Annotated in this window: 23 protein-coding genes; 19 read left to right on the forward strand and 4 right to left on the reverse strand. The window is 71.2% G+C overall.

The genetic code is table 11. The features are described from left to right. The first annotated feature begins 65 nt into the window (after positions 1-65). Together OHB49_RS32410 and OHB49_RS32415 are read left to right on the forward strand one after the other, a co-directional pair. Complete coding sequence (locus tag OHB49_RS32410; protein WP_443079585.1) at positions 66-827, forward strand: hypothetical protein; 762 nt, start codon at positions 66-68, stop codon at positions 825-827. Positions 828-993: 166 nt separating this feature from the next. Then, positions 994-2,091 carry a glycosyltransferase family 4 protein gene (locus OHB49_RS32415; RefSeq protein ID WP_329164501.1) on the forward strand — a complete coding sequence of 366 codons (1,098 nt, stop codon included), beginning with the start codon at positions 994-996 and terminating at the stop codon, positions 2,089-2,091. Positions 2,092-2,181: 90 nt separating this feature from the next. On the opposite strand, the gene OHB49_RS32420 is transcribed toward OHB49_RS32415, so the two are convergent. From OHB49_RS32420 to OHB49_RS32430, 3 genes are all read right to left on the reverse strand, one after another. Next, positions 2,182-3,825: a PucR family transcriptional regulator gene (locus OHB49_RS32420; protein WP_329164502.1), complete on the reverse strand. Its 1,644-nt coding sequence runs from the start codon at positions 3,823-3,825 to the stop codon at positions 2,182-2,184. A gap of 95 nt (positions 3,826-3,920) precedes the next feature. Further along, on the reverse strand, positions 3,921-5,330 hold the full coding sequence (locus OHB49_RS32425; RefSeq protein WP_329164503.1) for an FAD-binding oxidoreductase: 1,410 nt from the start codon (positions 5,328-5,330) through the stop codon (positions 3,921-3,923). Between the two features lie 142 nt (positions 5,331-5,472). Beyond that, positions 5,473-7,275, reverse strand: coding sequence for a glycoside hydrolase family 15 protein (locus OHB49_RS32430; RefSeq protein WP_329164504.1), 1,803 nt, complete (start codon positions 7,273-7,275; stop codon positions 5,473-5,475). Positions 7,276-7,683: 408 nt separating this feature from the next. Here OHB49_RS32430 and OHB49_RS32435 point away from each other — a divergent pair, with 408 nt between their 5' ends. The 14 genes from OHB49_RS32435 (at position 7,684) to OHB49_RS32500 (ending at position 23,171) form a co-directional block, all read left to right on the forward strand. Then, positions 7,684-9,357 carry a CTP synthase gene (locus tag OHB49_RS32435; protein ID WP_030917899.1) on the forward strand — a complete coding sequence of 558 codons (1,674 nt, stop codon included), beginning with the start codon at positions 7,684-7,686 and terminating at the stop codon, positions 9,355-9,357. 89 nt (positions 9,358-9,446) lie between these two features. After that, positions 9,447-10,073, forward strand: a complete 627-nt coding sequence (locus tag OHB49_RS32440; protein ID WP_030977305.1) for an NUDIX domain-containing protein — start codon at positions 9,447-9,449, stop codon at positions 10,071-10,073. A 201-nt stretch (positions 10,074-10,274) separates the two neighbouring features. Continuing rightward, positions 10,275-12,335, forward strand: a complete 2,061-nt coding sequence (locus tag OHB49_RS32445) for a tetratricopeptide repeat protein (protein WP_329164505.1) — start codon at positions 10,275-10,277, stop codon at positions 12,333-12,335. Between the two features lie 144 nt (positions 12,336-12,479). Beyond that, entirely contained in the window at positions 12,480-13,595 is a 1,116-nt protein-coding gene (ald, locus tag OHB49_RS32450; protein WP_329166693.1) for an alanine dehydrogenase, read from the forward strand. A gap of 369 nt (positions 13,596-13,964) precedes the next feature. Next, entirely contained in the window at positions 13,965-15,083 is a 1,119-nt protein-coding gene (locus OHB49_RS32455) for a ParA family protein (protein WP_030917911.1), read from the forward strand. Next, positions 15,080-15,682 (forward strand): hypothetical protein, encoded by a 603-nt coding sequence (locus OHB49_RS32460; RefSeq protein WP_030977299.1) that lies wholly within the window; start codon positions 15,080-15,082, stop codon positions 15,680-15,682. Before OHB49_RS32455 ends, OHB49_RS32460 begins: the two co-directional genes overlap by 4 nt. Positions 15,683-15,788: 106 nt before the next feature. Then, the gene (locus OHB49_RS32465) at positions 15,789-16,982 is read left to right on the forward strand and encodes a segregation and condensation protein A (RefSeq protein WP_329164506.1); all 1,194 of its coding nucleotides are present in this window, start codon (positions 15,789-15,791) and stop codon (positions 16,980-16,982) included. Further along, complete coding sequence (gene scpB, locus OHB49_RS32470) at positions 16,979-17,629, forward strand: SMC-Scp complex subunit ScpB (protein WP_030977295.1); 651 nt, start codon at positions 16,979-16,981, stop codon at positions 17,627-17,629. Before OHB49_RS32465 ends, scpB begins: the two co-directional genes overlap by 4 nt. Beyond that, positions 17,629-18,744 (forward strand): pseudouridine synthase, encoded by a 1,116-nt coding sequence (locus OHB49_RS32475; RefSeq protein WP_030977290.1) that lies wholly within the window; start codon positions 17,629-17,631, stop codon positions 18,742-18,744. Before scpB ends, OHB49_RS32475 begins: the two co-directional genes overlap by 1 nt. Before the next feature lie 131 nt (positions 18,745-18,875). Then, positions 18,876-19,529, forward strand: coding sequence for a nicotinamide riboside transporter PnuC (gene pnuC, locus OHB49_RS32480; RefSeq protein WP_030977288.1), 654 nt, complete (start codon positions 18,876-18,878; stop codon positions 19,527-19,529). Further along, positions 19,526-20,605, forward strand: a complete 1,080-nt coding sequence (locus tag OHB49_RS32485) for an AAA family ATPase (protein WP_329164508.1) — start codon at positions 19,526-19,528, stop codon at positions 20,603-20,605. The genes pnuC and OHB49_RS32485 overlap by 4 nt, the downstream gene beginning before the upstream one ends. Next, positions 20,602-21,336, forward strand: a complete 735-nt coding sequence (locus OHB49_RS32490; RefSeq protein ID WP_030977285.1) for an NUDIX hydrolase — start codon at positions 20,602-20,604, stop codon at positions 21,334-21,336. Before OHB49_RS32485 ends, OHB49_RS32490 begins: the two co-directional genes overlap by 4 nt. After that, positions 21,333-22,355: an ADP-ribosylglycohydrolase family protein gene (locus OHB49_RS32495; protein WP_030917932.1), complete on the forward strand. Its 1,023-nt coding sequence runs from the start codon at positions 21,333-21,335 to the stop codon at positions 22,353-22,355. The genes OHB49_RS32490 and OHB49_RS32495 overlap by 4 nt, the downstream gene beginning before the upstream one ends. Positions 22,356-22,358: 3 nt before the next feature. After that, positions 22,359-23,171, forward strand: coding sequence for a nucleotidyltransferase domain-containing protein (locus OHB49_RS32500; RefSeq protein WP_329164509.1), 813 nt, complete (start codon positions 22,359-22,361; stop codon positions 23,169-23,171). A 25-nt stretch (positions 23,172-23,196) separates the two neighbouring features. Here the strand turns inward: OHB49_RS32500 and OHB49_RS32505 are convergent, their stop codons facing one another. Then, a complete protein-coding gene (locus tag OHB49_RS32505; protein ID WP_329164510.1) occupies positions 23,197-23,901 on the reverse strand; it encodes a nucleotidyltransferase domain-containing protein in 705 nt (234 codons plus the stop codon). A 228-nt stretch (positions 23,902-24,129) separates the two neighbouring features. On the opposite strand from OHB49_RS32505, the gene OHB49_RS32510 reads away from it, so the two are divergent. The 3 genes from OHB49_RS32510 (at position 24,130) to OHB49_RS32520 (ending at position 25,607) form a co-directional block, all read left to right on the forward strand. Next, the gene (locus OHB49_RS32510) at positions 24,130-24,570 is read left to right on the forward strand and encodes a YidB family protein (protein ID WP_329164512.1); all 441 of its coding nucleotides are present in this window, start codon (positions 24,130-24,132) and stop codon (positions 24,568-24,570) included. Between the two features lie 76 nt (positions 24,571-24,646). Continuing rightward, on the forward strand, positions 24,647-25,009 hold the full coding sequence (locus tag OHB49_RS32515) for a DUF1304 domain-containing protein (protein ID WP_329164513.1): 363 nt from the start codon (positions 24,647-24,649) through the stop codon (positions 25,007-25,009). Positions 25,010-25,013: 4 nt separating this feature from the next. After that, on the forward strand, positions 25,014-25,607 hold the full coding sequence (locus OHB49_RS32520; protein ID WP_329164515.1) for a TetR/AcrR family transcriptional regulator: 594 nt from the start codon (positions 25,014-25,016) through the stop codon (positions 25,605-25,607). Positions 25,608-25,713 lie beyond the last annotated feature (106 nt).

A 25,713-nucleotide genomic window follows, 5' to 3' on the forward strand; every position in this document is an offset into this window, starting at 1 on the left:
GCTGGGTCCCGGTGCCCCGGTGCCCCGGTGATTCGGTCCGGGGCCGGGTTCGTAGCCTGGCCCCTATGGGAGCAATGATCAGCGGGACCGTCGCCGCTGCCGTCGCCGCCGGGGTCGCCGGTGGGGTCCACCGGGCGCTACGGGCCCGGCCGCACCAGCGGTGGCAGCGCACCAACTACGCGGGCCGCGCCGTCGATCTGTACGCGGGGCCGGCCACCGCGCTCGGCGCCGCCGCCGGAGCCGCCGTCCTTCCGCTGCCGCCCCGCGCCCGGACCGCCGCCGTGCTTGCCGTGCTGGCCGCCGGGGGATGCGGTGCGTACGACGACCTCGCCGGGGCCGACGATCCACGCCGCGGGTTCCGCGCCCATCTGACCGCGTTGCGGCACGGCGAGGTCACCAGCGGCGCCGTGAAGCTCTTCGGGATCGGGGCTGCCGGGCTCGCCGCCGGTGCGCTGCTCAAGGACCGGCCCGTCGACCGGATCCTCGCCGGCGTCGTGATCGCGGGAGCCGCTCATCTCGTCAACCTCACCGACGTACGGCCCGGAGCCGCGACCGCCACCGTGCTCGCACTGGGGGCCCCGGGACTGGTCCGGGGTGGACTCGCCGCCGCGCCGATGGGGGCTGTGGCGGCCGTCGCCGCGGACGAGCGGGCGGAACGCACCATGATCGGCGACACCGGGGCGCACGCCCTGGGCGCGGCCGTCGGCGTCGCGATCGTCGCGGGCAGCGGCCGGGCCGGGCTCGCCGCCCACGCGGCGGGGGTTGTGACAGCGGCTGTGTACGGGGGCCGGATCAGCGGGCTCGCCGAGGTACTGTCGGGTCGCTGACGCGGCAATATCGCACCGCTGTACTCACCCGTCCGGGTGGTAACGCATGCCCGGTTGTCGCCGCGCACGCCGGAACGGCGGCTCGACGGTCCCGGAACGTGCGTACGGACTGGCATCCTTGGCGGTGCACATACCGCCGACTCGGGAGCTCCGGGAGCCATTCAACGTGTCACAGCTGCGTACGGTCCAAGTCCTGGGCGGCGGCAGTGCCGGCAGCAGCGCTCACGTCGGCTCGCTGGCCGCAGGGCTGGTGGCGAGAGGTGTGCAGGTCACCGTCTGCGCACCGGCCGAACTGGACCGCGCCTACGACTTCTCCGGTACCGGGGCCCGCTTCGTCCCCGTACCGCGACGCAGTGACCCGGCCGCCGTCGCCGCGCTGCGGGCGGGATGCGCGGGGGCGGACGTGGTCCATGCGCACGGGCTGCACGCCGCCGTACGCGCCGGTCTTGCGCTCGGTGGACGGCGCACACCGCTGGTCCTGACCTGGCACACCCGGGCGTATGCCCAAGGTGCCCGCAGCCGGTTGCTCCACCTGCTGGAGCGAAGGGCCGCCCGGGCTGCGGCCGTTGTGCTCGGCACGTCGTCGGATCTGGTCGACCGGGCACGGCACCGAGGGGCGCGTGACGCCCGTCTCGCTCCGGTCGCCGTTCCCGTGCCGCGCGGTCCCGCTCCGCTCCACGGCGGCAAGGTGCGCGCCGAACTCGGTGCGGTGGGAAGGCCGTTACTGATCTCGGTAGGCAGCCTCGTACCGCATCGCGGGTACGGCACGCTGCTCGACGCGGCACGGATGTGGCGCCAACTCGACCCGGTACCCCTGCTGGTCATCGCGGGGGAGGGGCGCGAGCGGAGTGCTCTGCAGCGGCGGATCCGGAACGAGGATCTGCCCGCCAGGCTGATCGGCAGCCGGGGCGACATCGCCGAACTCCTCGCCGCCGCGGATCTGGCCGTGCTGCCGAGCCGCTGGGAGGCGCGGTCGGTGCTGGCGCAGGAGGCGCTGCGGCTGGGGGTGCCGCTGGTCGCCACCGCGGTGGGCGGAGTGCCCGAACTCGTGGGGAACGCTGCGGAACTTGTGCCGTACGGGAACGCGGAGGCGCTGGCGCGGGTCGTTGCACGGCTGCTGGGAGATCCGGCGGCGCGGGAGCGGATGGCTGCTGCGGGGCGGGTGCAGGCGGCGAGTTGGCCCACGGAGGACGACACGATCGCGCAAGTACTGAGCGTCTACGACGAGTTGGCTCATCCGTCGGCGGGGCCGCGGGGGCGGTGACGTGGGGGTGCTACCGGGGGCGTCCGGTGGCCGCTTCGTCCTCGATCGCCGGACGGGCCCGAATTCGGCGTCCCGGTCGCCGTTCCGTTCTCAGTTGCCGGACGTGCCCGATGCGGCGTGGCGACGGGCCCTCAGGGCCAGGCTCAGGGCCAGGACCGTCTGGGGGTCGTCCAGGTCCGTGCCGAGCAGTTCGCCGATGCGGGCCAGACGGTTGTAGAGCGTCTGGCGGTTCAGATGCAGGTCGCGCGCCGTCTCGGCCTTGCGGCCCGCGTGGGCGAGATACGACTCCAGGGTGGGCAGCAGCGGTGGGCGCGACGTGCGGTCGTGGTCGCGCAGCGGGCCGATCGCCCGGTCCACGAACGCCGCCAGGTCCGGATGGTTCCGCAGCCGCCACAGCAGCAGGTCGATGTCGAGCCGCCGGGCGTCGTACCAGGGCCGGTCGTCGAGGCCCTGCGCGGCGGTCGCCGTCTCCGCGGCGTGTCGCAGTCCCGCTCCGGCGGCCGCCCAGCCGCCCGCGACCCCGACCACCACGACCGGTGGATGTGAGCCGGCCCGTTCCAGACCGGCCCGTTCGACGCCTGCCCGCAGCGCCGCTGCCACCCGGTCGGCAACCGCCGTGCGCTCCGTCTCGGACCGCAGCCCGAGCAGCAGCGGAACCCGGCCCTCCACGGGCCGTACGCCGAGCAGCACCGGCACCCCCACCGATGACAGCTCCTCCAGGACCGCGCGCGCCAGCAGCGCCCAGTTGCCCGACGGGGACAGCTCGGGGGCCAGCCGCATCACCACGGGCAGCAACGGCGCATCGCCCGGTCTGAAGCCCAGTACGCGCGCCTGCGCGGGCGCGTCCTCCGGCGTGATCCGGCCCTCCGCGAGATCCGTCAGGAAGTCGCCGCGGCCGCGGGCGGCGAGCTCCTCCTCCTGCCGGGCCTGCATCAGCACCACGGCGAGAATGCCCGCCGCCCGCTCGGCCGCCATCCGGTGCACGGTCACCAGCGGCCCGGACACGGCGAGCAGGACCAGCCTGGCCCGTACCGCACCGGATCCCGGACCGCCGCCCGGCACATCCACCAGCACCGCGCCCGTGGGCGGAGTCTCGCGGGCCGCCCGGCCGCCGCGCATCCCGTCCCAGACCTGGAGCGGATCGGCGGAGACCGGGCCGGAGCCGGGGCCCGCCGCGTACAGCAGCTGACCGTCCGCCGTCTCCAGGAAGACCGGGTTGGCGGTGAAGTCCGCCAGGACGCCGAGTACCTGCGGGATCCCGCCGCCCCCGAGCAGCGCCTCCGTACACCGCCGGTGCACGTCCTCGGCCTGCCGCAGCAGGGCGTAGTGACCGTTGACGATCTCGGTGTGGATCTCCTCGGTGACCGTCACGAACGGCACCTCGCGGTGCAGCTGCACGAGCGGCAGACCGGCGGTCCGCGCGGCGTCCACGATCGAGGCGGGCAGCCTGCTGAACCGCGGCCCGAGCTCCACCACCACGGCGGCGATGCCCCGGTCGGCGAGCCTGCGCACGAAGGCGCGCTGCTCGGCGGGCCGGGTGCCGAGCCCCAGGCCGGTGGTGAGCAGCAGTTCACCGCCTTTGAGCAGCGAGGCGATGTTCGGGACCTCGCCCGCGTGCACCCAGCGCACCGTGCGGCCCAGCCGGTCCGCGCCCGCCACCACCTCGGGGAGTCCGCTGCGCAACCCCGGCAGCTCAAGGGCGCGCTGCACGGTGATGCCGCCTTGGTTCTCCACTGGTTCGGGCCTCGTGCTTCCGTGCGTGTGGGGCGGGCTGTCGCCCTGACCAGGAAGGTACCGGCCGGATGAAGGGAGGGCGTCGTCGGGGGAGTTCATCGGGCGACGGAGGCGGGCTCGACGTTGTGGTTGAGGTGGAACACATTGTCGGGGTCGTACGTGGCCTTGACCGCGGCGAGGCGCGCGTAGTTCTCGGCGCCGAGTCCGGCGACGACCCGGTCCTCGCCCTCACGCCCGATGAAGTTGAGGTAGACGGCGCCGCCGGACCAGGGGCGGACATCGGCGCGCAACCGGCGCACCCACTGCGTGCCCCGCTCGTCGTCGGACGGGCTCTCCCAGGCGCCGAAGGGGTGCACCGCCCAGGGGGCGGCGCGCCACGGCAGCGGGTGGTCGGCGGGGCCCCGGGCCACCGCGCCGCCCATCGGGAACAGGACGAGCTGCGAGTTGGAGGGGACCGGCATGTCGGGGGCACGGGCGCAGAACAGGTCCACCGCCTCGTCGGGGAGACTGTCGAGATACTCGGCGGACCAGTAGTTCCGCAGCCCCGGCGGATCGTCGAGCATGCGCTGCAGCTCCGTGTAGGGAATGCCGGAGATCACCTCCGCCTCGTGGCCGATGTCGAGGGCCGGCCGGGCCACGTCGGCGGCCTCGCCCGGAGGGCCCGTCCAGGTGATCAGGACCGCGCAGATGAGCGAGAGGACCAGGTGCCTCGGTACGAAGTTCTCCGGCGGCGCGGTGAAGTAGAGGAAGGCGCCGCCCGCCCCGTCCGGCGCGGAGGCCATCAAGTCCCGGTACGCGCGCATGACTTCGGGCCCGGCCTCGGGGCTGTACAGCAGCATCACGTAGGACATGGCGGGCAGCTCGTACAGATTCAGTGTGAGGGAGGTGACGACGCCGAAGTTTCCGCCGCCGCCGTGCAGGGCCCAGAAGAGCTCGGGATTCTCGTCGAGGCTCGCGTGGACGGTGCTGCCGTCCGCCGTCACCAGTTCGGCGGCCACCAGGTTGTCGCAGGCCAGGCCGAAGCTGCGCTCCAGCCAGCCGGAGCCGCCGCCGAGCACGAACCCGCCCACGCCGGTGGTGGAGACCCGGCCACCGGTGGTCGCCAGGCCGTACGCCTGGGTGGCGCGGTCCAGATCCCTGATGAGGGCTCCACCGCCGATACGTGCCGCCTGGTCGGCCGGAGCGACGGTCACACCGTTCATGCGGCGCAGGTCGACCACCAGGCCGCCGTCGGTGGACGACATGCCCGCGACGCTGTGGCCGCCGCCACGGACCGCGATCTCCAGACCGTGCTCGCGTGCAAAGCGCACGGACCGTGCCACGTCGGTCTCCGACACACACTGGGCGACCACCGCGGGCCGTCGGTCGATCATGCCGTTGAAGACCGTGCGCGCCTCGTCGTATGCGGAGTCACCGGGGGCGAGGACCACACCGGTGAAGTCCCGGCGCAGACCGTCCAGGGCACTGTCCGTCGCACTGCTGAGGCCGGTGGTGCGGGGCGTCATGATGCCCCCTTCCGAGGGCGTGACAGGTCAGCTCCATCCTAAGGGCTGTCCCTCAGGCCGGGTCCGCGAAGCCTCGCCCGGACCGACCGGTGGCCCGGCCCGCACCGGCCGTCGGACACGGTCCTGCCACGCCATCCGGCGGTCAGCCGACGTACGCCCCGCTCGCGGTCAGCCGCAGCGCCGTGTCGATCAGAGGGACGTGGCTGAACGCCTGCGGGAAGTTTCCCACCTGACGCTGCAGCCGCGAATCCCACTCCTCCGCCAGCAGCCCCAGATCGTTTCGCAGCGACAGCAGCCGCTCGAACAGCTGGCGCGCCTCGTCGACCCGGCCGATCATCGCCAGGTCGTCCGCCAGCCAGAACGAGCACGCCAGGAACGCACCCTCGTCGCCCTCCAGGCCGTCGACGCCCGCGGCCTCGCCCGTGGTCGGGTAGCGCAGCACGAACCCGTCCTCCGTGGACAGCTCCCGCTGGATCGCCTCGATCGTGCCGATCACCCGCTTGTCGTCCGGCGGCAGGAAGCCCATCTGCGGGATCAGCAGCAGTGACGCGTCCAGCTCCTTCGACCCGTAGGACTGGGTGAAGGTGTTCCGTTCCTTGTCGTAGCCGTTCTCGCAGACATCGCGGTGGATGTCGTCGCGCAGCTCGCGCCACCGCTCCAACGGCCCATCGGTGTCCCCGGACTCGATCAGCTTGATGGTGCGGTCGACAGCGACCCAGGCCATCACCTTGGAGTGGACGAAGTGGCGGCGTGGCCCGCGCACCTCCCAGATGCCCTCGTCCGGCTCGTCCCAGTGGTTCTCCAGGTACTCGATCAGCTTGAGCTGGAGCCCCATCGCGTAGTCGTTGCGGGTCAGGCCCGTCATGTGTGCGAGATGCAGCGCCTCGACGACCTCGCCGTACACATCGAGCTGCAGCTGGTTCGCCGCGCCGTTGCCGACCCGGACCGGGCCGGAGTTCTCGTAGCCGGGCAGCCAGTCCAGTTCGGCCTCGCCCAGTTCGCGCTCGCCCGCGATGCCGTACATGATCTGCAGGTTCTCCGGGTCGCCCGCGACCGCCCGCAGCAGCCACTCACGCCACGCGCGGGCCTCCTCGCGGTAGCCGGTGCGCAGCAGGGAGGAGAGGGTGATCGCGGCGTCGCGCAGCCAGGTGTAGCGGTAGTCCCAGTTGCGCGAGCCGCCGATGTCCTCCGGGAGCGAGGTGGTCGGCGCGGCGACGATGCCGCCGGTCGGGGCGTACGTCAGGGCCTTCAGCGTGATCAGCGAGCGCACCACCGCCTCCCGGTAGGGGCCGTGGTACGTGCACTGCTCGACCCACTCGCGCCAGAAGTCCTCGGTCGCCTCCAGCGCGCCCTCGGGGTCCGGCAGCGCGGGCGGCTCCCGGTGCGAGGGCTGCCAGCTGAGGGTGAACTCGATCCGGTCGCCCGGTGCGACGGTGAAGTCGGAGTACGTCGTCAGGTCCTCGCCGAACGTGTCGGCGGGCGTGTCAAGCCAGACGGAGTCCGGGCCGGCCACCGCGACGGTACGGCTGTCGACCCGGTGCACCCACGGGATCACCCGCCCGTAGCTGAACCGCATCCGCAGCTCGGAGCGCATCGACACCCGGCCGCTGATCCCTTCCACGATCCGGATCAGCTGCGGTGCGCTGTCACGCGGGGGCATGAAATCGGTCACCCGGACCGTGCCGCGCGGCGTGTCCCACTCCGATTCCAGGATCAGGGAGTCGCCGCGATAGCGCCGCCGGTCCGCGGAGGGTGGTTCGGATCCTTCCGCGTGCGCGGGGCCCAGGCGCCAGAAGCCGTGCTCCTCGGTACCCAGCAGTCCCGCGAAGACGGCGTGCGAGTCGAAGCGGGGCAGGCACAGCCAGTCCGCCGTTCCGTCCCGGCAGACCAGTGCGGCGGTCTGCATGTCTCCGATGAGTGCGTAATCCTCGATGCGCCCGGCCACGTGCATCTCCAGTCGAACGGCCACGTCGCCCCGTGGGGCGCTTACTGCGGGTAAAAAGGTCGTTTCAAGGGGTTGTTGTGGGGAGCCGAGGGCTTGTGTGGGTCGCCCGGCTGCGAGTGTCCGAGCAGGATACGACGCACGTCCATGATCCGCGCGACGGTCCAGGTAACACATCTGAGCCGAACGGGTGGGGACCGAACACGGTGTGGTGATCTAGCGAGGCTGGTGCGCCGGGTGTGGCCGGAAGCAGGCTCCCCGAGTCGCTGATACCCTGGTAGCCCGTGGACCGGTGGTCGTCAGCAACAGCGGACGAGGCCCCCGAACCGCAGCGACGGCACCTTCGGACTCTCCGAATGGCAACGCCGGTACGCACCTCAAGATCCGCGACCACGGGAGCCCCCTTTGGCTATGCAGCCCACATCCACGACGACCAAGCACATCTTCGTCACCGGGGGTGTCGCCTCTTCCCTCGGCAAGGGTCTGACTGCCTCCAGCCTGGGTGCCCTGCTCAAGGCGCGGGGCCTTCGGGTCACGATGCAGAAGCTCGACCCGTACCTCAATGTCGACCCTGGCACGATGAACCCGTTCCAGCACGGCGAGGTGTTCGTCACCAACGACGGGGCCGAGACCGACCTGGACATCGGCCACTACGAGCGTTTCCTCGACGTCGACCTCGACGGCTCCGCCAACGTCACGACCGGTCAGGTGTACTCGCAGGTCATCGCCAAGGAGCGGCGTGGCGAGTACCTCGGTGACACCGTCCAGGTCATCCCGCACATCACCAACGAGATCAAGCACCGCATCCGCCGCATGGCCACCGATGACGTCGATGTCGTCATCACCGAGGTCGGCGGCACGGTCGGCGACATCGAGTCGCTGCCGTTCCTGGAGACCGTCCGTCAGGTCCGCCACGAGGTCGGCCGGGACAACGTCTTCGTCGTGCACATCTCGCTGCTGCCGTACATCGGCCCGTCCGGCGAGCTGAAGACCAAGCCCACCCAGCACTCGGTCGCGGCGCTGCGGAACATCGGTATTCAGCCGGACGCGATCGTGCTGCGCGCCGACCGTGACGTACCGACCGCCATCAAGCGCAAGATCTCGCTGATGTGCGACGTGGACGAGGCCGCCGTGGTGGCCTGCGTGGACGCCAAGTCGATCTACGACATCCCGAAGGTGCTGCACACCGAGGGCCTGGACGCGTACGTCGTGCGCAAGCTCGACCTGCCGTTCCGTGACGTCGACTGGACCACCTGGGACGACCTGCTGGACCGCGTCCACAACCCCGACCACGAGATCACCGTCGCGCTCGTCGGCAAGTACATCGACCTGCCCGACGCGTATCTCTCGGTCACCGAGGCCATCCGGGCCGGCGGCTTCGCGAACAAGGCCCGCGTCAAGGTCAAGTGGGTCGCCTCCGACGACTGCAAGACCCCGGCCGGCGCCGCCGGGCAGCTCTCCGACGTCGACGCGATCTGCGTCCCCGGCGGGTTCGGCGACCGCGGTGTCAACGGCAAGATCGGCGCCATCCAGTACGCCCGCGAGAACAAGGTGCCGCTGCTCGGTCTCTGTCTCGGCCTGCAGTGCATCGTGATCGAGGCGGCGCGCAACCTCGCCGAGATCCCCGACGCCAACTCCACCGAGTTCGACGCCGCCACCTCGCACCCCGTCATCTCGACGATGGAGGAGCAGCTCGCGTACGTCGAGGGCGCCGGCGACCTGGGCGGCACCATGCGGCTCGGCCTGTACCCGGCGAAGCTCGCCGAGGGTTCGCTCGTCCGTGAGGCGTACGACGACCAGCCGTACGTGGAGGAGCGCCACCGCCACCGCTACGAGGTCAACAACGCCTACCGCGCCGAGCTGGAGAAGAAGGCCGGTCTGGTCTTCTCCGGCACGTCCCCGGACAACAAGCTCGTCGAGTACGTCGAGTACCCGCGCGAGGTCCACCCCTACCTGGTCGCCACCCAGGCGCACCCGGAACTCCGGTCCCGGCCGACCCGCCCGCACCCGCTCTTCGCGGGCCTGGTCAAGGCGGCTGTCGAGCGCAAGACCGCCGGCAAGCAGGGCACCACGTCGGGCAAGTAGCCCGACGGCAGGCAGGCGTTACCGTTGACCGGGGTACGGATCCACTGAGGGTCCGTACCCCGGTTTCTGTTTTTTGTGGGAGGACGTAGATGGGTATCCAGGACACGCCCGAGGAGTGGCCGGTCACCGCGACCGAGACCCCCTTTACGGGCAACAAGACCAGCGTCCGCACCGACGACGTGGTGATGCCCGATGGCTCCGTCGTGCGCCGCGACTACCAGGTCCACCCGGGATCGGTCGCCGTGCTGGCGCTCGACGACGCGGGCCGGGTCCTCGTGCTGCGGCAGTACCGGCACCCCGTGCGGCAAAAGCTCTGGGAGATCCCGGCAGGCCTGCTCGACATCCCCGGTGAGAACCCGCTGCACGCGGCGCAGCGCGAGCTCTACGAGGAGGCGTACGTCAAGGCCGAGGACTGGCGGGTGCTGACCGACGTCTACACCACGCCCGGCGGCTGCGACGAAGCGGTACGGATCTTCCTCGCCCGGAATCTCTCCGAGGCCGACGGCGAGCGCTTCGAGGTCTCCGAGGAGGAGGCCGACATGGAGCTGGCCCGGGTGGAGCTCAAGGAGCTCGTGCGGGGGGTGCTCGCCGGGGAGCTGCACAACAACTGCCTCGTGGTGGGCGTCCTTTCGCTTGCGGCGGTGCTCGCCGGCGACGGGATCGACTCGTTGCGGCCGGCGGAGGCGCCGTGGCCGGCCAGGCCGTTCGAGGTCTGAGGTCCCGTCGGTCCGGCGGTTCGTCGGTCTTGACGGTCTGTTGCGGCGAACAGGGGGTCCTCCGATCGGACAAAATGCTGATCCGATCGGGGGACCTCCCCGCCGCGCTCCACCGTGTTCGCGTACCCGCCTGAACTACGCTCGGAATGCCCTGGCCGGAGTCCCGGCGGGCAACGCGTGCAGCGAAGTGGAGCGTGGCCCGTGACGGATCAGGCGGTGGACACCAGCGGCCCGGCATCGGCGGCGGGGACCGAGGGGCCGTCCGGCGCCGCGCCACGCCAATTCTTCGGCCGCGAACGCGAGTTGAAGGAACTGAAGGCCGACATCGAACGGGCCGGACTGGACACCCTGGCCGGTCGCAAAGCGGCCCGCGCCAGGGTCCTGCTGATTGCCGGACGCCCCGGCTCCGGGCGCACCGCACTCGCCGAGGAACTCACCCGGGCGCTGCTGGACACCGGCGACTACCCCGACGGGCTGCTCCGGGTCAGGCTCACCGACCTCGGCGGCGCTCCCGTCCCCACCGAACGCACCGCCCGGGACCTCCTCGACCAGCTGGGGGTCGCCGGGCCGCCCGGCGCGGACGGGGACGAACTGTCCCAGCTGCTCCGTGAGGCCCTCACCGACCGGCACGTCCTGCTGCTCGAAGACGCCGCCGATGCCGAACAGGTCGACCCGCTGCTGCCGGACAACCCCGGCTGCCTGGTGGTCGCCACCGCCCAGGGCCCGCTCACCGGCATCCCCGGCGTCCGCCCGTGCACCATCGGCGGCCTCGACAAGGGCTCCGCCGTCCAGCTGCTGGCCGGCGCCATCGGCCAGGTCAGGATCACGGTGGACCCGCTGACCGCCGAGAGCCTCGCCGAGGAGTGCGGTGGACAGCCTGCCGCCCTGGTCATGATCGGCGGCTGGCTCGCCGCCCACCCCATGGCATCGGTCGCCGATGTCACCAAGCAGCTGCGCGAGCTGCCGGACGACGCCGAGCAGCCCACCGGTGCCCGCCCGCTGGCCCGCGCCTTCCGGCTGGTCTACGAGTCCCTGCCGCAGACCGCCGGCCGGATACTGCGACTGCTCGCGCTCGCCCCCGCCGGGCTCGCCGACGCCCACGCCGCGTCCGCGCTGGCCGGCTGCTCGGTCTCGGCCGCCCAGTCGACCCTCGACGACTTCGTCCGGCTGGGCCTGCTGCGTACCAACGGCGCGGAGCTGCCGCAGTACGAGGTGCCCGGCTGCCTCGCCCCGCTGCTGCAGGCCCTGCTCGCCGACCGGGACCGGCCGGCCGAGATCCAGCTCGCCAGGGCCCGGTTGCTGGAGCGGACCGTACGCCAGCTCCAGTCCTGCCGGGCGATCACCGATCCGGAGGGTTCCGAGGCCCGCCGGAAGCTCGCCGGACTGCCGCGCTCGCTGCGCTTTCCGCACCCCGAAGCGGCCGCCGCCTGGCTGCGGATCCGCCGGCCGGCCCTGCTCGCCTCCGCCCGGATCGCCGTGGAGGACGGTGAACTGGACACCCTGGCGCGGAGGTTGGTGGCCGCACTGGTGCGGGCACTGGCCGTGCACCAGGGCACCGAGGCCGCGGCATCCGATCTGTACGGACTGCACGGACTGGTCCTGGCCGTCGCCGAGCGGCGCGAGCTGCCCCGTGAGCGTGCCGCCGCACTGCTCAATCTCGCCGATCTGGACGCCAGGACCGGCCGTACGCAGGAGGCGCTGACCCGCTATCGGGCGGCCCTGGACGCCGGACGGGCGGCGAAGGACCCGTACGCGACGGGCAGGGCGATGGAATCCGTAGGCGGCGCCTACGCCGAGCTGGGGGACTTCAACCGGGCCTCCGACTGGTACGGCCGGGCGCTCGCGCAGCGGCTCACCCACGGCGAGCTCGCCGACGAGGCGCGGCTGTACGGGCGGCTCGGCTCCGTCCACACCTACGCCGGGCAGTACGGCGAGGCGCTGCGGAACTGGCGGGCCGCGGCGGCCGTGTACCGCAGGCTCGGCGACCTGGCCGCCCAGGCGCGGGCGCTCAGCGAGGCCGCGCGGGTGCAGGAGTACGCGGGGCGGCCGCAGGAGTCGCTGCGCACCTGCCAGGAGGCCGTCGAGTGGGCACGGCAGACCAAGGACGTACGGCTGCAGGCCGCGCTGGAGCTCCGGCTGGCCGACACACTTGACCGGCTCGGCGACCCGGCTGCCGCGGGGTTGCACCGCGGAATGGCGCAGAGACTGCTGGGCAAGGATGAGCCAGCCTGCGAAATCCGTAGTGGGTCGACTGAAAATTAAGGCTTTGTAAGGCTAGACAGCGAGAAGCCCTTCATTAAACTGGCTCTGCCGCGTACGTTCGCGGTGTCTCCATTTACACTGTGTGTATCCGGGTATGCGCCTCTATGCCCGGAGTAACCCTCTGAGTCAAGGACCGTGATCGACGTGAAGGTCGGCATCCCCCGCGAAGTCAAGAACAACGAGTTCCGCGTGGCCATCACGCCCGCCGGTGTGCATGAGCTCGTCCGCAACGGCCACCAGGTCGTCGTCGAGCAGAACGCCGGTGCCGGGTCCTCGATCATGGACGAGGAGTACATCGCCGCGGGGGCGCGGATCCTCCCCACCGCCGACGAGGTCTGGGCCACCGCCGACCTGCTCCTCAAGGTCAAGGAGCCGGTCGCCGAGGAGTACCACCGCCTCCGCAAGGACCAGACGCTCTTCACCTACCTGCACCTCGCCGCCTCCCGCGAGTGCACGGACGCGCTGCTGGAGTCCGGCACCACCGCGATCGCGTACGAGACCGTCGAGACCGCCAACCGCGCGCTGCCGCTGCTCGCCCCGATGTCCGAGGTCGCGGGCCGGCTGGCCCCGCAGGTCGGCGCGTACCACCTGATGCGCTCGGTCGGCGGCCGCGGCGTGCTGCCGGGCGGCGTCCCGGGTACCGCGCCCGCCGAGGCCGTCGTCATCGGTGGCGGTGTCTCCGGCTGGAACGCCACGCAGATCGCCGTCGGTCTCGGCTTCCACGTCACGCTGCTCGACCGGGACATCAACAAGCTGCGCGAGGCCGACAAGGTCTTCGGCACCAAGGTGAAGACGATCGTCTCCAACGCCTTCGAGCTGGAGAAGGCGGTCATCGAGGCCGACCTCGTCATCGGTGCCGTGCTGATCCCCGGCGCGAAGGCCCCGAAGCTGGTCACCAACGAGCTCGTCGCCAAGATGAAGCCCGGAAGTGTACTTGTCGACATTGCAATCGATCAGGGTGGCTGCTTCGAGGACTCGCACCCGACGACGCACGCCGAGCCGACCTTCATGGTCCACAACTCGGTCTTCTACTGCGTCGCCAACATGCCGGGCGCGGTGCCGAACACCTCCACGTACGCGCTCACCAACGCCACGCTGCCGTACATCCTGGAGCTCGCCAACCGCGGCTGGACCGAGGCGCTTCGCCGCGACGCCGCACTCGCCAAGGGCCTCAACACCCATGAGGGCCAGGTCGTTTACCGCGAGGTGGCGGAGGCGCACGGTCTGGAGCACGTCGAGCTGAGCACGCTTCTCGGCTGACGGGTCAACATCTTTCGTCAACCTCACGCGTCCGGCCGGACCTTGCCGAGCAAGGTCCGGCCGGACGCATGTCGGGCCACTGTGAGAGCCTTGCGCAACTTGCCTTGAACGTAACCCTTTACCCGTTTCGCGCACCGGCGAATTGTGCGCCGGAGTGACCGTGCACCCTTGACAGGGGGGTGTTCGATTGCCGACACATCGGGCCGGGTCCGGCGGATTGTGTTGCTGCGAACCGGTGACACGCCATAGAGTCGCCAATCGTCGGCATGGTGTCACGCTGACCTATCGATAAGTTTCCTGGTCACGTCCAAGGAGGTAAGACGACTTGTGAATGAGTCGACATTTACTCCCGGGGGTGTTCAACCAGGGATGCCTGCACGGGGCCAGAGCCCGATCGGGCTGGAGGCTGTCGGCTCCGTCGCTGTCCGCACCTTCGCCACCCACCAGCACATGACGACAGCCCCCCAGATGATGGACGGCCTAAACGTGAACGCCATGGCCGGCAACGAGAGTGGCCGAGAGACCGCCCACTTCGCCGACTTCGACGAGGTGCCCCAGGGGCACTTCTACGACCCCGACGCCGAGTACGAGCCCGATCCGGAGTACGCGGCCACCCTCGCGCCCGACGCTGCCCGCCAGCGCCGCGAGCGGATCGGCCCGACCGGCCGGCCCCTGCCCTACTTCCCGATCCCGGGCCCGCTGACCGACCACGGTCCCGCGAAGATCATCGCGATGTGCAACCAGAAGGGCGGCGTCGGCAAGACCACGTCGACCATCAACCTCGGTGCCGCGCTCGCGGAGTACGGACGCCGTGTCCTGCTCGTCGACTTCGACCCGCAGGGAGCCCTGTCCGTCGGCCTCGGCGTCAACCCGATGGAGCTCGACCTCACGGTCTACAACCTGCTCATGGAGCGGGGCATGTCGGCCGACGAGGTCCTCCTGAAGACCGCCGTGCCCAACATGGACCTGCTGCCGAGCAACATCGACCTGTCGGCCGCCGAGGTGCAGCTGGTCAGTGAGGTGGCCCGGGAGTCGACGCTGCAGCGCGCCCTGAAGCCGCTGATGGCCGACTACGACTACATCGTGATCGACTGTCAGCCCTCGTTGGGCCTGCTCACGGTGAACGCCCTGACGGCTGCTCACAAGGTGATAGTGCCGCTCGAGTGCGAGTTCTTCGCGCTCCGTGGTGTGGCACTGCTCACCGAGACCATCGAGAAGGTTCAGGAGCGGCTCAACCCGGAGCTGGAGCTCGACGGCATTCTCGCCACCATGTACGACTCCCGTACGGTGCACAGCCGCGAGGTCCTCGCGCGGGTCGTCGAGGCCTTCGACGAGCACGTCTACCACACGGTGATCGGGCGCACGGTGCGCTTCCCGGAGACCACGGTCGCCGGCGAGCCCATCACCACGTACGCCTCCAACTCGGTCGGTGCAGCCGCCTATCGCCAGCTCGCCAGGGAGGTGCTCGCCCGGTGTCACGCCGAGTGAGTCTGCCCGGGGCCGACGAACTGTTCCGTACCACCGGGGGGATGGGGCTGCAGTCCTCGTCCCCCGCGGACCGGCGGCGCAAGGCGAACGGCGAGGCGCGGGTTCCGGCTCCGGCCGGTGAGAGCGATTCCGCGGCGGACGGATCCGGGGCGGCCGAGGCCGGTGGATCCGGGACCCTGACGTCCGGCGAGGAACATTCGACGGCGGACGCCGACGCGGGGGACTCCCGCAGCCGGGGCGGGGAGAACGACCGGGCGGCGGCCGCTCAGGCTGGCCGTCGGCCCCAGTCCTCGTCCGGGACGCCGTCCGGCACGCAGCAGGAGGCGGCTCCGGCCGTCCAGCAGCAGCGCAGGCGCGGAGGCGGACGCGGGGCGAACCGGCGGCCGAGCGGCCGGGAACGCCACGACGAGAAGATCACCGTCTATGTCTCGGCCGAGGAACTGATGGACCTCGAACACGCGCGGCTCGTCCTGCGCGGCGAGCACGGGCTCGCCGTCGACCGTGGGCGGATCGTCCGCGAGGCGGTCGCCGTGGTCCTCGCCGACCTGGAGTCGCGGGGCGACGCGAGCATCCTCGTACGGCGGCTGCGCGGCCGCTGACCGGTACGGCGGGCCGGTAGCCTGCCCGGGGGGCCGCCGCCGAGCGGCCCGGCCGTCTCCGTACGGCACACCGCCCGCCCGTATCCCCGCCGCACCCTGGACCTCCATGCCGACGACCGACGAGCCCGCCCGCACGCCCCGGCGCCCCCTGGGGCGCGGTCCGGGGGGCCGGCCTGCGCCGTCCGCGGCCGGGGCCGCGGTGGTGGAGGGCGCCGCTGTCGGTGTGTCCCCCATCCCGCCCCTTCCCGGAACCGGGGAGGCGCCCCCGGAACCCTCGACCGCCATCACGGACGCTGCCGCGGCGCTTGCGACCCCCGCCGATGCCGTCGCCGCCGCCCCAGCGGATACCGCCGGCCCTGCGGTGCCCGTCGACGCCGCTGACACCGACTCTGCCGCCTCGTCCGGTTCTGCGGTCCTCGCCCTCACGGACGCCGCCGCGGCGTCTGCAGCCCCCGCTGACACCGCCGCCTCCGGGGCACCCGCCGACGACGGACGGTTCACCGTTCGGCTGGCCAACTTCGAGGGGCCGTTCGATCTTCTTCTGCAGCTCATCTCCAAGCACAAGCTCGATGTGACCGAGGTCGCCCTCTCCAAGGTCACCGACGAGTTCATGGCCCACATCCGGGCCATGGGGGTGGACTGGGATCTCGACCAGACCACCGAGTTCCTCGTCGTCGCCGCGACCCTGCTCGATCTCAAGGCCGCCCGGCTGCTGCCCGCCGCCGAGGTCGAGGACGAGGCCGATCTCGCACTGCTCGAAGCGCGGGACCTGCTCTTCGCGAGGCTCCTGCAGTACCGCGCGTACAAACGCATCGCGGAGATCTTCAGCGCCCGGCTGGAGTCCGAGGGGCGGCGCTTTCCCCGGACCGTGGGGCTGGAGCCGCACCATGCCGAGCTGCTGCCCGAGGTGGTGATCAGCATCGGCGCCGAGGGGTTCGCCCGGCTCGCCGTGAAGGCGATGCAGCCGAAGCCCAAGCCGCAGGTGTACGTCGATCACATCCATGCCCCGCTGGTCAGCGTGCGTGAGCAGGCCGAGATCGTCGTGGCGCGGGTGCGGGAAGCGGGGGGAATCACATTCCGTGAGCTCGCTGAGGACGCTCCGGACACCCTCACCGTCGTCGCCCGGTTCCTGGCGCTGCTGGAGCTCTACCGGGAGAAGGCCGTCACCCTCGACCAGGAGGAGGCGCTCGGCGAGCTCATGGTGCGCTGGGCCGGGGGCGAGGGGGCGGAGCCCGCGGTGACGGACGAGTTCGATCAAGAGGTGCAGGACATGGACGTACAAGAGGATGTGCAGGCATGAGCGAGCAGCGCCCCACCGGTGCGAGCACCGTCGCGGATCTTGAGCTCAAGCCCGCCCTCGAGGCCGTTCTCATGGTCGTCGACGAACCCGCCACCGAGGAACACCTCGCCAAGGTGCTGGAGCGGCCCCGGCGGGCCGTCGCCGACGCGCTGCGGGAGCTGGCCGACGAGTACACCGTGCAGCGCCGCGGTTTCGATCTCCGGCTGGTCGCGGGCGGCTGGCGCTTCTACACGCGCCCGGAGTACGCGGAGGCCGTCGAGGGCTTCGTGCTGGACGGCCAGCAGGCCCGCCTCACCCAGGCGGCTCTGGAGACCCTCGCAGTGGTCGCGTACCGCCAGCCGGTCAGCCGCTCGAGGGTCTCTGCCGTACGCGGCGTGAACTGTGACGGCGTGATGCGGACGCTCCTGCAGAGGGGCCTGGTCGAGGAAGCGGGCGCGGAACCCGAAACAGGTGCGATCCTGTACAGGACGACGAACTACTTTCTGGAGCGGATGGGCCTGCGCGGCCTGGATGAGCTCCCGGAGCTCGCGCCCTTCCTCCCCGAGGCGGACGCGATCGAGGCTGAGACGCTAGAGGGTGTGCCGTCGTTCGATCCGGACGCACCGGACACCCCGGATACTCACGCAGACGACAAGACGGAATTTTGATGCGAAGCAGTGGCAGGAACAGCGGAAGCGGCAGCGGCAAGAGCGGCGGCAACCGGAACCCCCGGGGTGGCGGCGCCGGGCGCGACGACAGGCAGGACAAGCGTCCCCGCAGGCCCCGCCCCGAGGAGCGCCGCTACGACGTGGGCGGCACCGGGGCCGGCGAGAAGAGCGGCGACGGCCCCCGCAAGGGCCGCGGCGCCGCGGCCCGCGGTGGCGCCAAGGGCGGTCCGAAGCCCCCGCAGGGCGGCGCGAGGAGCGGCGGCCCGCGGCGTGGCCCGCAGGGTGCCCCGTCCCGCTCTCGCGAGCTCGACGCCAAGATCGAGCAGCGCAACCGGGACAGGTACGCGAACAAGCCCGACATCAAGACGCCCAAGACCCACCCGGGCGCCGAGCAGGAGGGCGAGCGTCTGCAGAAGGTCCTGGCCAGGGCCGGCATGGGCTCGCGCCGTGCGTGCGAGGAGCTGATCGAGCAGTCCCGCGTCGAGGTCAACGGCGAGATCGTCGTCGAGCAGGGCATGCGCGTCGATGTGCACAAGGACGAGATCAAGGTCGACGGTCTGACCGTCGCCGCCCAGTCGTACCTCTTCTTCGCGCTGAACAAGCCCGCCGGTGTCGTCTCCTCGATGGAGGACCCGGACGGCCGCCAGTGCCTCGGCGACTACGTCACCAACCGGGAGACGCGGCTCTTCCACGTCGGCCGGCTGGACACCGAGACCGAGGGCATCATCCTGCTCACCAACCACGGCGAGCTGGCCCACCGGCTGACCCACCCGAAGTACGGCGTGAAGAAGACCTACCTGGCCGCCATCCAGGGACCGCTCCCGCGCGACCTGGGCAAGCACCTCAAGGACGGCATCCAGCTGGAGGACGGGTACGCCCGCGCCGACCACTTCCGCGTCGTCGAGAACACCGGTAAGAACTACCTGGTCGAGGTGACCCTCCACGAGGGCCGCAAGCACATCGTCCGCCGGATGCTGGCCGAGGCCGGCTTCCCGGTCGAGCGGCTGGTGCGGACGTCCTTCGGGCCGATCCCGCTGGGCGACCAGAAGTCCGGCTGGCTGCGCCGCCTCACCAACACCGAGGTGGGCATGCTGATGGGCGAGGTCGGTCTGTAGTCCGCCTTCGGCGTCCGCTGTACGGCCCGCGGCCGGTTCCTGGTTTCGATTTTCGAACAGGAAACCGGCCGCGGGCCTTTTGCTGCCATCGAATCGCCTTTATAGTCAAGGTGACTATTAAGGAGGCGGGTGTGAGTCTCGCGGACATCATCGATCCCCTGCAGCAACCTCTGGTGACAGTCCTGGACACCCCGGTCGGCTGGACCGAGGTGCTCGGCTTCGGCAGTGGCGCGCTGTGCGTCTGGCTCGTGGCCCGCCAGCATCTTGCCAACTGGCCGATCGGCATCGCCAACAACCTCCTCTTCATCCTGCTGTTCACCCAGTCCGGTCTGTACGCCGACGCAGGCCTGCAGATCGTCTTCATCACCCTTGCCGCGTACGGCTGGTGGACCTGGACCCACGGGGGTGGACCGGGCTCGCCGGACCTGCCGGTGCGGAACACCGGCCGCACCGAATGGGTCCGGCTGTGCGCGGCAGGGGTGCTGGGGACCGCCGGTCTGACCGTTCTCCTCGACCACGCCACCGACTCCACCGTGCCGTTCTGGGACGCCCTGACGACCGCGCTGTCCTTGGCTGCGACGTACGGGCAGTGTCGGAAGCTCGTCGAGTCGTGGTGGCTGTGGATCGCCGCCGATGTCGTGTACATCCCGCTGTACGCGTACAAGGAGCTCTATCCGACCTCCCTGCTGTACGTCGGCTTCCTGGCGCTGTGCCTGGTCGGACTGCGCAACTGGAAGCGTGATCTCCAGGTTCCGCAGCGGGAGTTGGCGGAGGTGACAGGGTGAAGCGGTTCAGGCACGGGCTCGTGCTCGGTAAGTTCTATCCGCCGCACGCCGGCCATCACCACCTTGTCCGCACCGCTCAGGACCGCTGCGAGCGGCTGACCGTCCTGGTCTGCGCGGCCTCCGTCGAGTCAGTCCCCCTCGCTGGCCGGGTGGCCTGGATGCGGGAGGTGCACCCGGACGTACGGGTCGTCGGCGCCGTCGACGACACCCGGATGGATCTCCATGACCCGGCGATCTGGGATGCCCATATGGCCGTCTTCGAAGGGGCCGTCCCGGAGAAGGTCGATGCCGTCTTCACCTCGGAGCCGTACGGGGACGAACTGGCCCGCCGGTTCGGTGCCGAATCCGTCTGCGTCGACCCCGACCGTACGGTCTTCCCGGTCTCCGGCACCGCCGTCCGCAAGGATCCGATCGGCTGCTGGGACTTCCTCGAACCGCCCGTACGGGCCGCGCTCACCCGCCGCATCGTCGTCCTCGGCGCCGAGTCCACCGGCACCACCACGATGGCTCGCGCCCTCGCCGACCACTACCGCCGGCGCGGCGGCGTCTGGGCACAGACCCGGTATGTCGCCGAGTACGGGCGGGAGTTCAGCGAACAGAAGCTGGCCGCGCTGCGTACCCGGTGGCCCCGGGCCCAGTGGGAGGACGTGGCGTTCACCACCGACGACTTCCCGCTGATCGCCGCGGCCCAGAACGCCAAGGAGGAGGCGGCCGCCCGGACCGGGTCCCCGGTGCTCTTCTGCGACACCGACTCCTTCGCCACCACCGTCTGGCACGAGCGGTACATCGGCGGTCGCAACCCGCGCGTCGAGGAGACCGCCGACCGGGTCGCCCACCACCTGTGGCTGCTCACCGACCACGAGGGCGTCGCCTTCGAGGACGACGGGCTGCGCGACGGCGAGGAGCTGCGGCCCTGGATGACCGACCGCTTCAGGGCCGAACTCACCCGCACCGGGCGGCGGTTCGTCGAACTCGCCGGACCGCACCGGCAACGCCTGGACACCGCGGTCGACGCCGTCGACGCTCTGCTCGCGACGGGCTGGGACTTCGCCGCACCCCTCCCGGAGCGACGATGAGCACCGGCGCCCCCGAGGGCTACGACCCGTACGCCTTCGAACCGTTCGCGGTCACCGTCGACCTCGCCGTCTTCACGGTCCGGGACGGCCGGCTGCACGTCCTGCTCGTCGAGCGCGGTGAAGACCCGTACAAGGGCCACTGGGCCCTGCCCGGCGGCTTCGTACTGCCCCGAGAGTCCGCCGAGGACGCCGCCCGCCGGGAGCTCGCCGAGGAGACCGGGCTGACCGAGGCAACCGTTTCCGCACTCCACCTGGAGCAGCTGCGCACCTACAGCGATCCGGACCGCGACCCCAGGATGCGGGTCGTCTCCGTCGCGTACACCGCACTCGTTCCCGATCTGCCCGAGCCGCGTGGCGGCGGGGATGCGGCCAACGCCCGCTGGTGGGACGCCGGAGCACTCGGCGCGCTCGCCTTCGACCACGACCGCATCCTCACCGACGCGCACGACCGGATCGGCGCCAAACTTGAGTACACCTGCCTGGCGACGGCCTTCTGCCCGGCCGAATTCACCCTGGGCGAGCTCCAGCAGGTGTACGAGACGGTCTGGGGCGTCGAGCTCGACCGCCCCAACTTTCGGCGCAAGGTCCTCACCACGCCCGGTTTCGTCCAGGCCGTGGAGGGATCACCGCGCCGCACCGGCGGACGCGGCAAACCGGCTGCTCTGTACCGGGCGGGTGCCGCGACCGCCCTGCACCCTCCACTTCTGCGACCGGAAGGACGAAGCGCATGATCGTGACCCGCACCATCACCAAACAGGCCGCCACCGGCGCGCTGACCGGGCTCGCGCTCGGCGACGCGCTGGGCTTCCCGACCGAGTTCAACAATGTGCCGTCGATCCTCGCCAAGTGCGGGCCGTGGCGGCAGATGCGGCTGCCGAACCCCGCGTTCGTCAGCGACGACACCCAGATGACGCTGGCCCTCGCGCGGGGCATCCGCACCGCCATGGACCGCGGACTGCTCACCCCGCTGCGGCTGGTCCGGCCGGTACGCGAGGAGTTCGTCGACTGGTACCACTCGCCGGACAACAACCGCGCCCCCGGCCGCACCTGCATGAGCGCCTGCCGGCTGCTCGACGGCGACCGGCCCTGGCAGGAGGCCAGTCAGACCGGCTCCAAGGGCTGCGGCGCCAATATGCGGGTGGCGCCGGTCGGGCTCGTACCGGGGCTGAGCGAGGAACAGCGCTCCGGTGCGGCGCAGTTGCAGGCCGCCCTCACACACGGCCATCCCACGGCGCTCGCGGCCTCCGACCTGATGGCGCGCGCGGTGTATCTGCTGGCGCAGGGTGCCGAGCCGACGGGGCTGATCGGGCAGCTGCGTTCGTACGCGTACGAGAACAGCAGCCGCTACCTCACACGCTGGCTCGGCGACCTGTGGCGGTACGCGGGTGACGACTCGGGCGAGAGCTACATCCAGCGTGGCTGGGACGAGTGCCTGACCGCATTGGCCCGCGTCCAGGACGCCCTGCGCGACCCGTCACCGGAGACCGACCCGTGCGAGGCGACCGGCGACGGCTGGATCGCCGAGGACGCCCTCGCCACGGCCCTGCACTGCTTCCTGCTCTTCCCCGACGAACCGGTCACCGCGCTGCGCCGGGCCGCCTGCACCCGCGGCGACTCGGATTCCATCGGCTGCCTGACCGGGGCACTGGCGGGGGCGCATCTCGGGGCCGGGGCATGGCCCAAGGAGTGGTCGGAGCGGATCGAGTACCGGAGCGATCTGCTGTCGCTGGGGGCGCTCTGGGACTCTTGACCCATGCGTACGGAAACGATCCACCTCCACGGGGCCGGGCTGCCGGTCACGGACTTCGGCCCGGTCCTCGCCGAAGAGCCGGGCCCGCTGCTGTTCGCCACGGTCTCCGGGGCGCATCTGTACGGGTTTCCGTCGCGTGACTCGGACGTGGACCTGCGGGGGGTCCACCTCCTGCCCGCCGAGGACCTGGTGGGGCTGCGCGAACCGGACGAGACGCGTTCGCGGATGTGGGACCGGGAAGGGGTCGAGATGGACCTCGTCACCCATGACCTGCGGAAGTTCGTCCGGTTGATGCTGAAGCCGAACGGCTATGTGCTGGAGCAGCTGTTGTCGCCGCTGGTCGTGCACACGAGTGAGCTGCACGCGGAACTGGTCGCGCTGGCGCCCGCGGTGGTGACGCGCAACCATGCGCACCACTACCGGGGGTTCGCCGGCACGCAGTGGCGGCTGTTCGAGAAGACCGGCGAACTGAAACCGCTGCTCTACACGTTCCGGGCTTTGCTGACCGGCATTCATCTGATGCGCAGTGGCGAGGTGCTCGCGCATCTGCCGACGCTCCTGGGCGAGGTGGCGGCGCCCGCGTATCTGCCGGAGCTGATCGAGGCGAAGGCCGAGGCCGAACACGGGGGAGCGGGGGGCGTGGACGGCGCGGCGGTGTCCCGGGACGTCGAAGCGCTGCACCGGGTGCTGGACGAGGCGCAGCAGGAGTCGGGGCTGCCGGATGGGGCGGGAGGGTTCGACGGGCTGCACGAGCTCCTGGTGCGAGCGCGGCTGAAAGGGCCCGGGTTCCTGTCCCCGAGCTCCGAACGGGCTTGATTTCTGCGTTGGCCGAGGCGGCCGGTCACCCCTTGCCGGGCCACGACACGGACGCCCGGCGGGTGCGGATCAGGAAGTCCTCCACCCGGGCCCGGTCCGGCTCCGGTGGGAGCGGGGAGCTCGGTGCCGACTCGTCGTTCTCCGCGGCCAGCCGTGTCATGCGGCGCTCCACCTCCGGCCACGGGACCTCGCCCCGCTTCACCGCGAGCAGTTCGTCCCTGGCGTCGCCCACCTCGATCGTCAGCCGGCCCGTTCGCAGCAGATCCCGGCCGCTCGCCAGCAGCCGCAGCAGATGCATGGCGTGCTTCCAGCGCGGCGAACCGTACTGCCGGACATCCGCCTCCAGCTTCCTGCGCTGCCCCAGTGCGTAGCGGACGAAGGTCTGGTGGGCGAGCCGGGACAGGAACGCGCCGCGCAGGGAGAGGAGTTCATGGCCGACCGCGTCGGCCTGTTCCACCAGCGGCGAGTGGAGGCACTCCAGCACATTGGGGTTGGCGCGCAGCGCCAGTTCGCAGAAGCGCTCCAGCTCCCAGGAGAACTGTTCCTGCGCCGGGCCCTCAACATGCGTGGGCGGCTTGTCGAACCGCCAGAACAGCGGGGTCGGCGCCAGGAAGACACCGCGCCGGTCGGTGTCGCTGTCGTCCGTGGCGAGCCCGAACGCACGTGAGCCCATCACACAGGAGTAGACCGTGTGATCGCGTACGAGAGTCTCGGCATCGGGGGTGATCATGCGGGTGAGGGTACGCGAGGGGGCCTCGTGTGCCTCGTCGTCCTGGCAGCGGACAGCACGGGCTGCGGGGCGGCGCGTACGCGGAGGCCGCTGAGGCCGCGTGGCCGGCGGATGTCCGTAGCCGTCGGTCCGAAGGCTACGGACATCCGCCGGCTGGGCCCCGAGTGGCAGAAGCCCTGGTTCTGATCGACATTGTCGATAATCCATCCCCTTCGGAAGGGCAGAACCATGGCAGGAAACGACCTCGGCAGTCTGCTGGGCAGCTTGCTGGGCGGCGGAAGCCAGGGCGGGGGTTCCGGCAACGCCGGGAACATCCTCGGAGCGCTGCTGGGCGCGCTGGGTGGCAACGCGAGCGCCGGTGGCGGTGGCGGGGGCGGCGCGAACGCTCTTGAGGGCCTGATCGGGATGCTCGCCAAGTCCGGCCTTCTCGACCAGGCCCAGTCCTGGGTCGGGACCGGTGAGAACAAGCCGGTGAGTGGCGCCCAGATCGCCCAGGCGCTGCCGGACGAAACCCTGCAGAAGGTCGCCCAGGACGCGGGGGTGTCGACGGAGCAGGCGGCCGACGACATCGCCAGGTCGCTGCCCGAGGCGGTCGACAAGCTGACCCCTGCGGGCGAGGTCCCGAAGGGCGGCTCGCTCGAGGACCTGATCCGGGCGCAGGCGCTCTGAGCGCTCATGGCCGGCGGAACTCCGTATCGATTTCCTGTACAGTTGTCCAGGAAATCGATACGGGAGGCCGTCCGCCATGCACATCGCAGCCCAGTCGCTGGTCGCGCTCGTCGCGCTGATCCACGCCTATTTCCTGGTGCTCGAAATGTTCCTGTGGGACACCGCGCGCGGCCGGAAGGTCTTCGCCACCACCCCGGCGTTCTCCCGTGAGAGCGCCCCGCTCGCCGCGAACCAGGGCCTGTACAACGGGTTCATGGCCGCCGGACTCGTCTGGAGTCTGATCGCGGGCGACCCTGTCGCGTACCAGGCGCAGATCTTCTTCCTCGGCTGCCTGATCGTCGCCGGGGTGTACGGAGCGGCCACCGTGAACCGCAAGATCCTGCTCGTCCAGGCGGTCCCCGCCGCCGCGGCACTCCTCCTCGTCCTGCTCGCGGGCTGAGCCCATGACGCGCGCCGCGACGACGGAAGGCAGCGGAGACCCCCGTACCGCACGCACCCGCGGCAAGCTCCGCGAGGCGCTCCTCGCGGCCTGCGAGGAACAGCCACTCGACCAGGTCAGCGTCTCCGACGTGGTGCGCAGGGCCGGAGTCGGCCGGGCCACCTTCTATCTGCACTACGACGATCTGCGCGCGCTGGCCGTGGACGCCTGCGCGGAGATCGTCCGGCAGGCGGTCGACGCCCTGCACGCCTGGGACGAGGTGCCGCCCGGTCCCGACGCACCCCCCGCCGAGCTCGTCGCCCTGCTGGAGGCGGTACGCGCCCGGGCCGACGTCTACCGGAGCCTGCTGCGCACGGGCGGCGGAGGGCCGCTCGGCGAGCTGCTTCACCAGGAGCTCCGGCAGCGCAGCATCAGCGAACTGCGCCGTCGCCGCCCCCCGGGCTCCGCGGAGGACCTGATCGCGAGCGCCGTCGCCGGACTGTTCACCGGCGTCCTCGCCGACTGGGTGCACGGCCGGACCGACGCCACACCGGCTCAGCTGGCGGGCGGGATCTGGCGGATGCTGCTGGCCGTGCACACCGCCGCCGCTCCCCGCTGACCTCGCGTCTCACCCACAGAGCACCCCGGCCACCCGTCGCCCCACCCCTCTAGGCTGAAATCGCGCAGGAGGGCACGGAGCAGGCGCGACAAGCCCGAAGCGGTAT

This window comes from Streptomyces sp. NBC_01717 (genome assembly GCF_036248255.1).
In the GTDB taxonomy this organism is placed as follows: Bacteria; Actinomycetota; Actinomycetes; order Streptomycetales; family Streptomycetaceae; genus Streptomyces.

What these genes read in the sequence shown, in the direction of transcription:
- OHB49_RS32410 (WP_443079585.1), top strand. Translation starts at nt 66, where the DNA reads ATGGGAGCAATGATCAGCGGGACCGTCGCCGCTGCCGTCGCCGCCGGG.
- OHB49_RS32425 (WP_329164503.1), bottom strand. Translation starts at nt 5,330, where the DNA reads ATGACGCCCCGCACCACCGGCCTCAGCAGTGCGACGGACAGTGCCCTG.
- OHB49_RS32435 (WP_030917899.1), top strand. Translation starts at nt 7,684, where the DNA reads ATGCAGCCCACATCCACGACGACCAAGCACATCTTCGTCACCGGGGGT.
- OHB49_RS32440 (WP_030977305.1), top strand. Translation starts at nt 9,447, where the DNA reads ATGGGTATCCAGGACACGCCCGAGGAGTGGCCGGTCACCGCGACCGAG.
- OHB49_RS32455 (WP_030917911.1), top strand. Translation starts at nt 13,965, where the DNA reads ATGCCTGCACGGGGCCAGAGCCCGATCGGGCTGGAGGCTGTCGGCTCC.
- OHB49_RS32465 (WP_329164506.1), top strand. Translation starts at nt 15,789, where the DNA reads ATGCCGACGACCGACGAGCCCGCCCGCACGCCCCGGCGCCCCCTGGGG.
- scpB (WP_030977295.1), top strand. Translation starts at nt 16,979, where the DNA reads ATGAGCGAGCAGCGCCCCACCGGTGCGAGCACCGTCGCGGATCTTGAG.
- OHB49_RS32475 (WP_030977290.1), top strand. Translation starts at nt 17,629, where the DNA reads ATGCGAAGCAGTGGCAGGAACAGCGGAAGCGGCAGCGGCAAGAGCGGC.
- OHB49_RS32490 (WP_030977285.1), top strand. Translation starts at nt 20,602, where the DNA reads ATGAGCACCGGCGCCCCCGAGGGCTACGACCCGTACGCCTTCGAACCG.
- OHB49_RS32495 (WP_030917932.1), top strand. Translation starts at nt 21,333, where the DNA reads ATGATCGTGACCCGCACCATCACCAAACAGGCCGCCACCGGCGCGCTG.
- OHB49_RS32500 (WP_329164509.1), top strand. Translation starts at nt 22,359, where the DNA reads ATGCGTACGGAAACGATCCACCTCCACGGGGCCGGGCTGCCGGTCACG.
- OHB49_RS32505 (WP_329164510.1), bottom strand. Translation starts at nt 23,901, where the DNA reads ATGATCACCCCCGATGCCGAGACTCTCGTACGCGATCACACGGTCTAC.
- OHB49_RS32510 (WP_329164512.1), top strand. Translation starts at nt 24,130, where the DNA reads ATGGCAGGAAACGACCTCGGCAGTCTGCTGGGCAGCTTGCTGGGCGGC.
- OHB49_RS32515 (WP_329164513.1), top strand. Translation starts at nt 24,647, where the DNA reads ATGCACATCGCAGCCCAGTCGCTGGTCGCGCTCGTCGCGCTGATCCAC.
- OHB49_RS32520 (WP_329164515.1), top strand. Translation starts at nt 25,014, where the DNA reads ATGACGCGCGCCGCGACGACGGAAGGCAGCGGAGACCCCCGTACCGCA.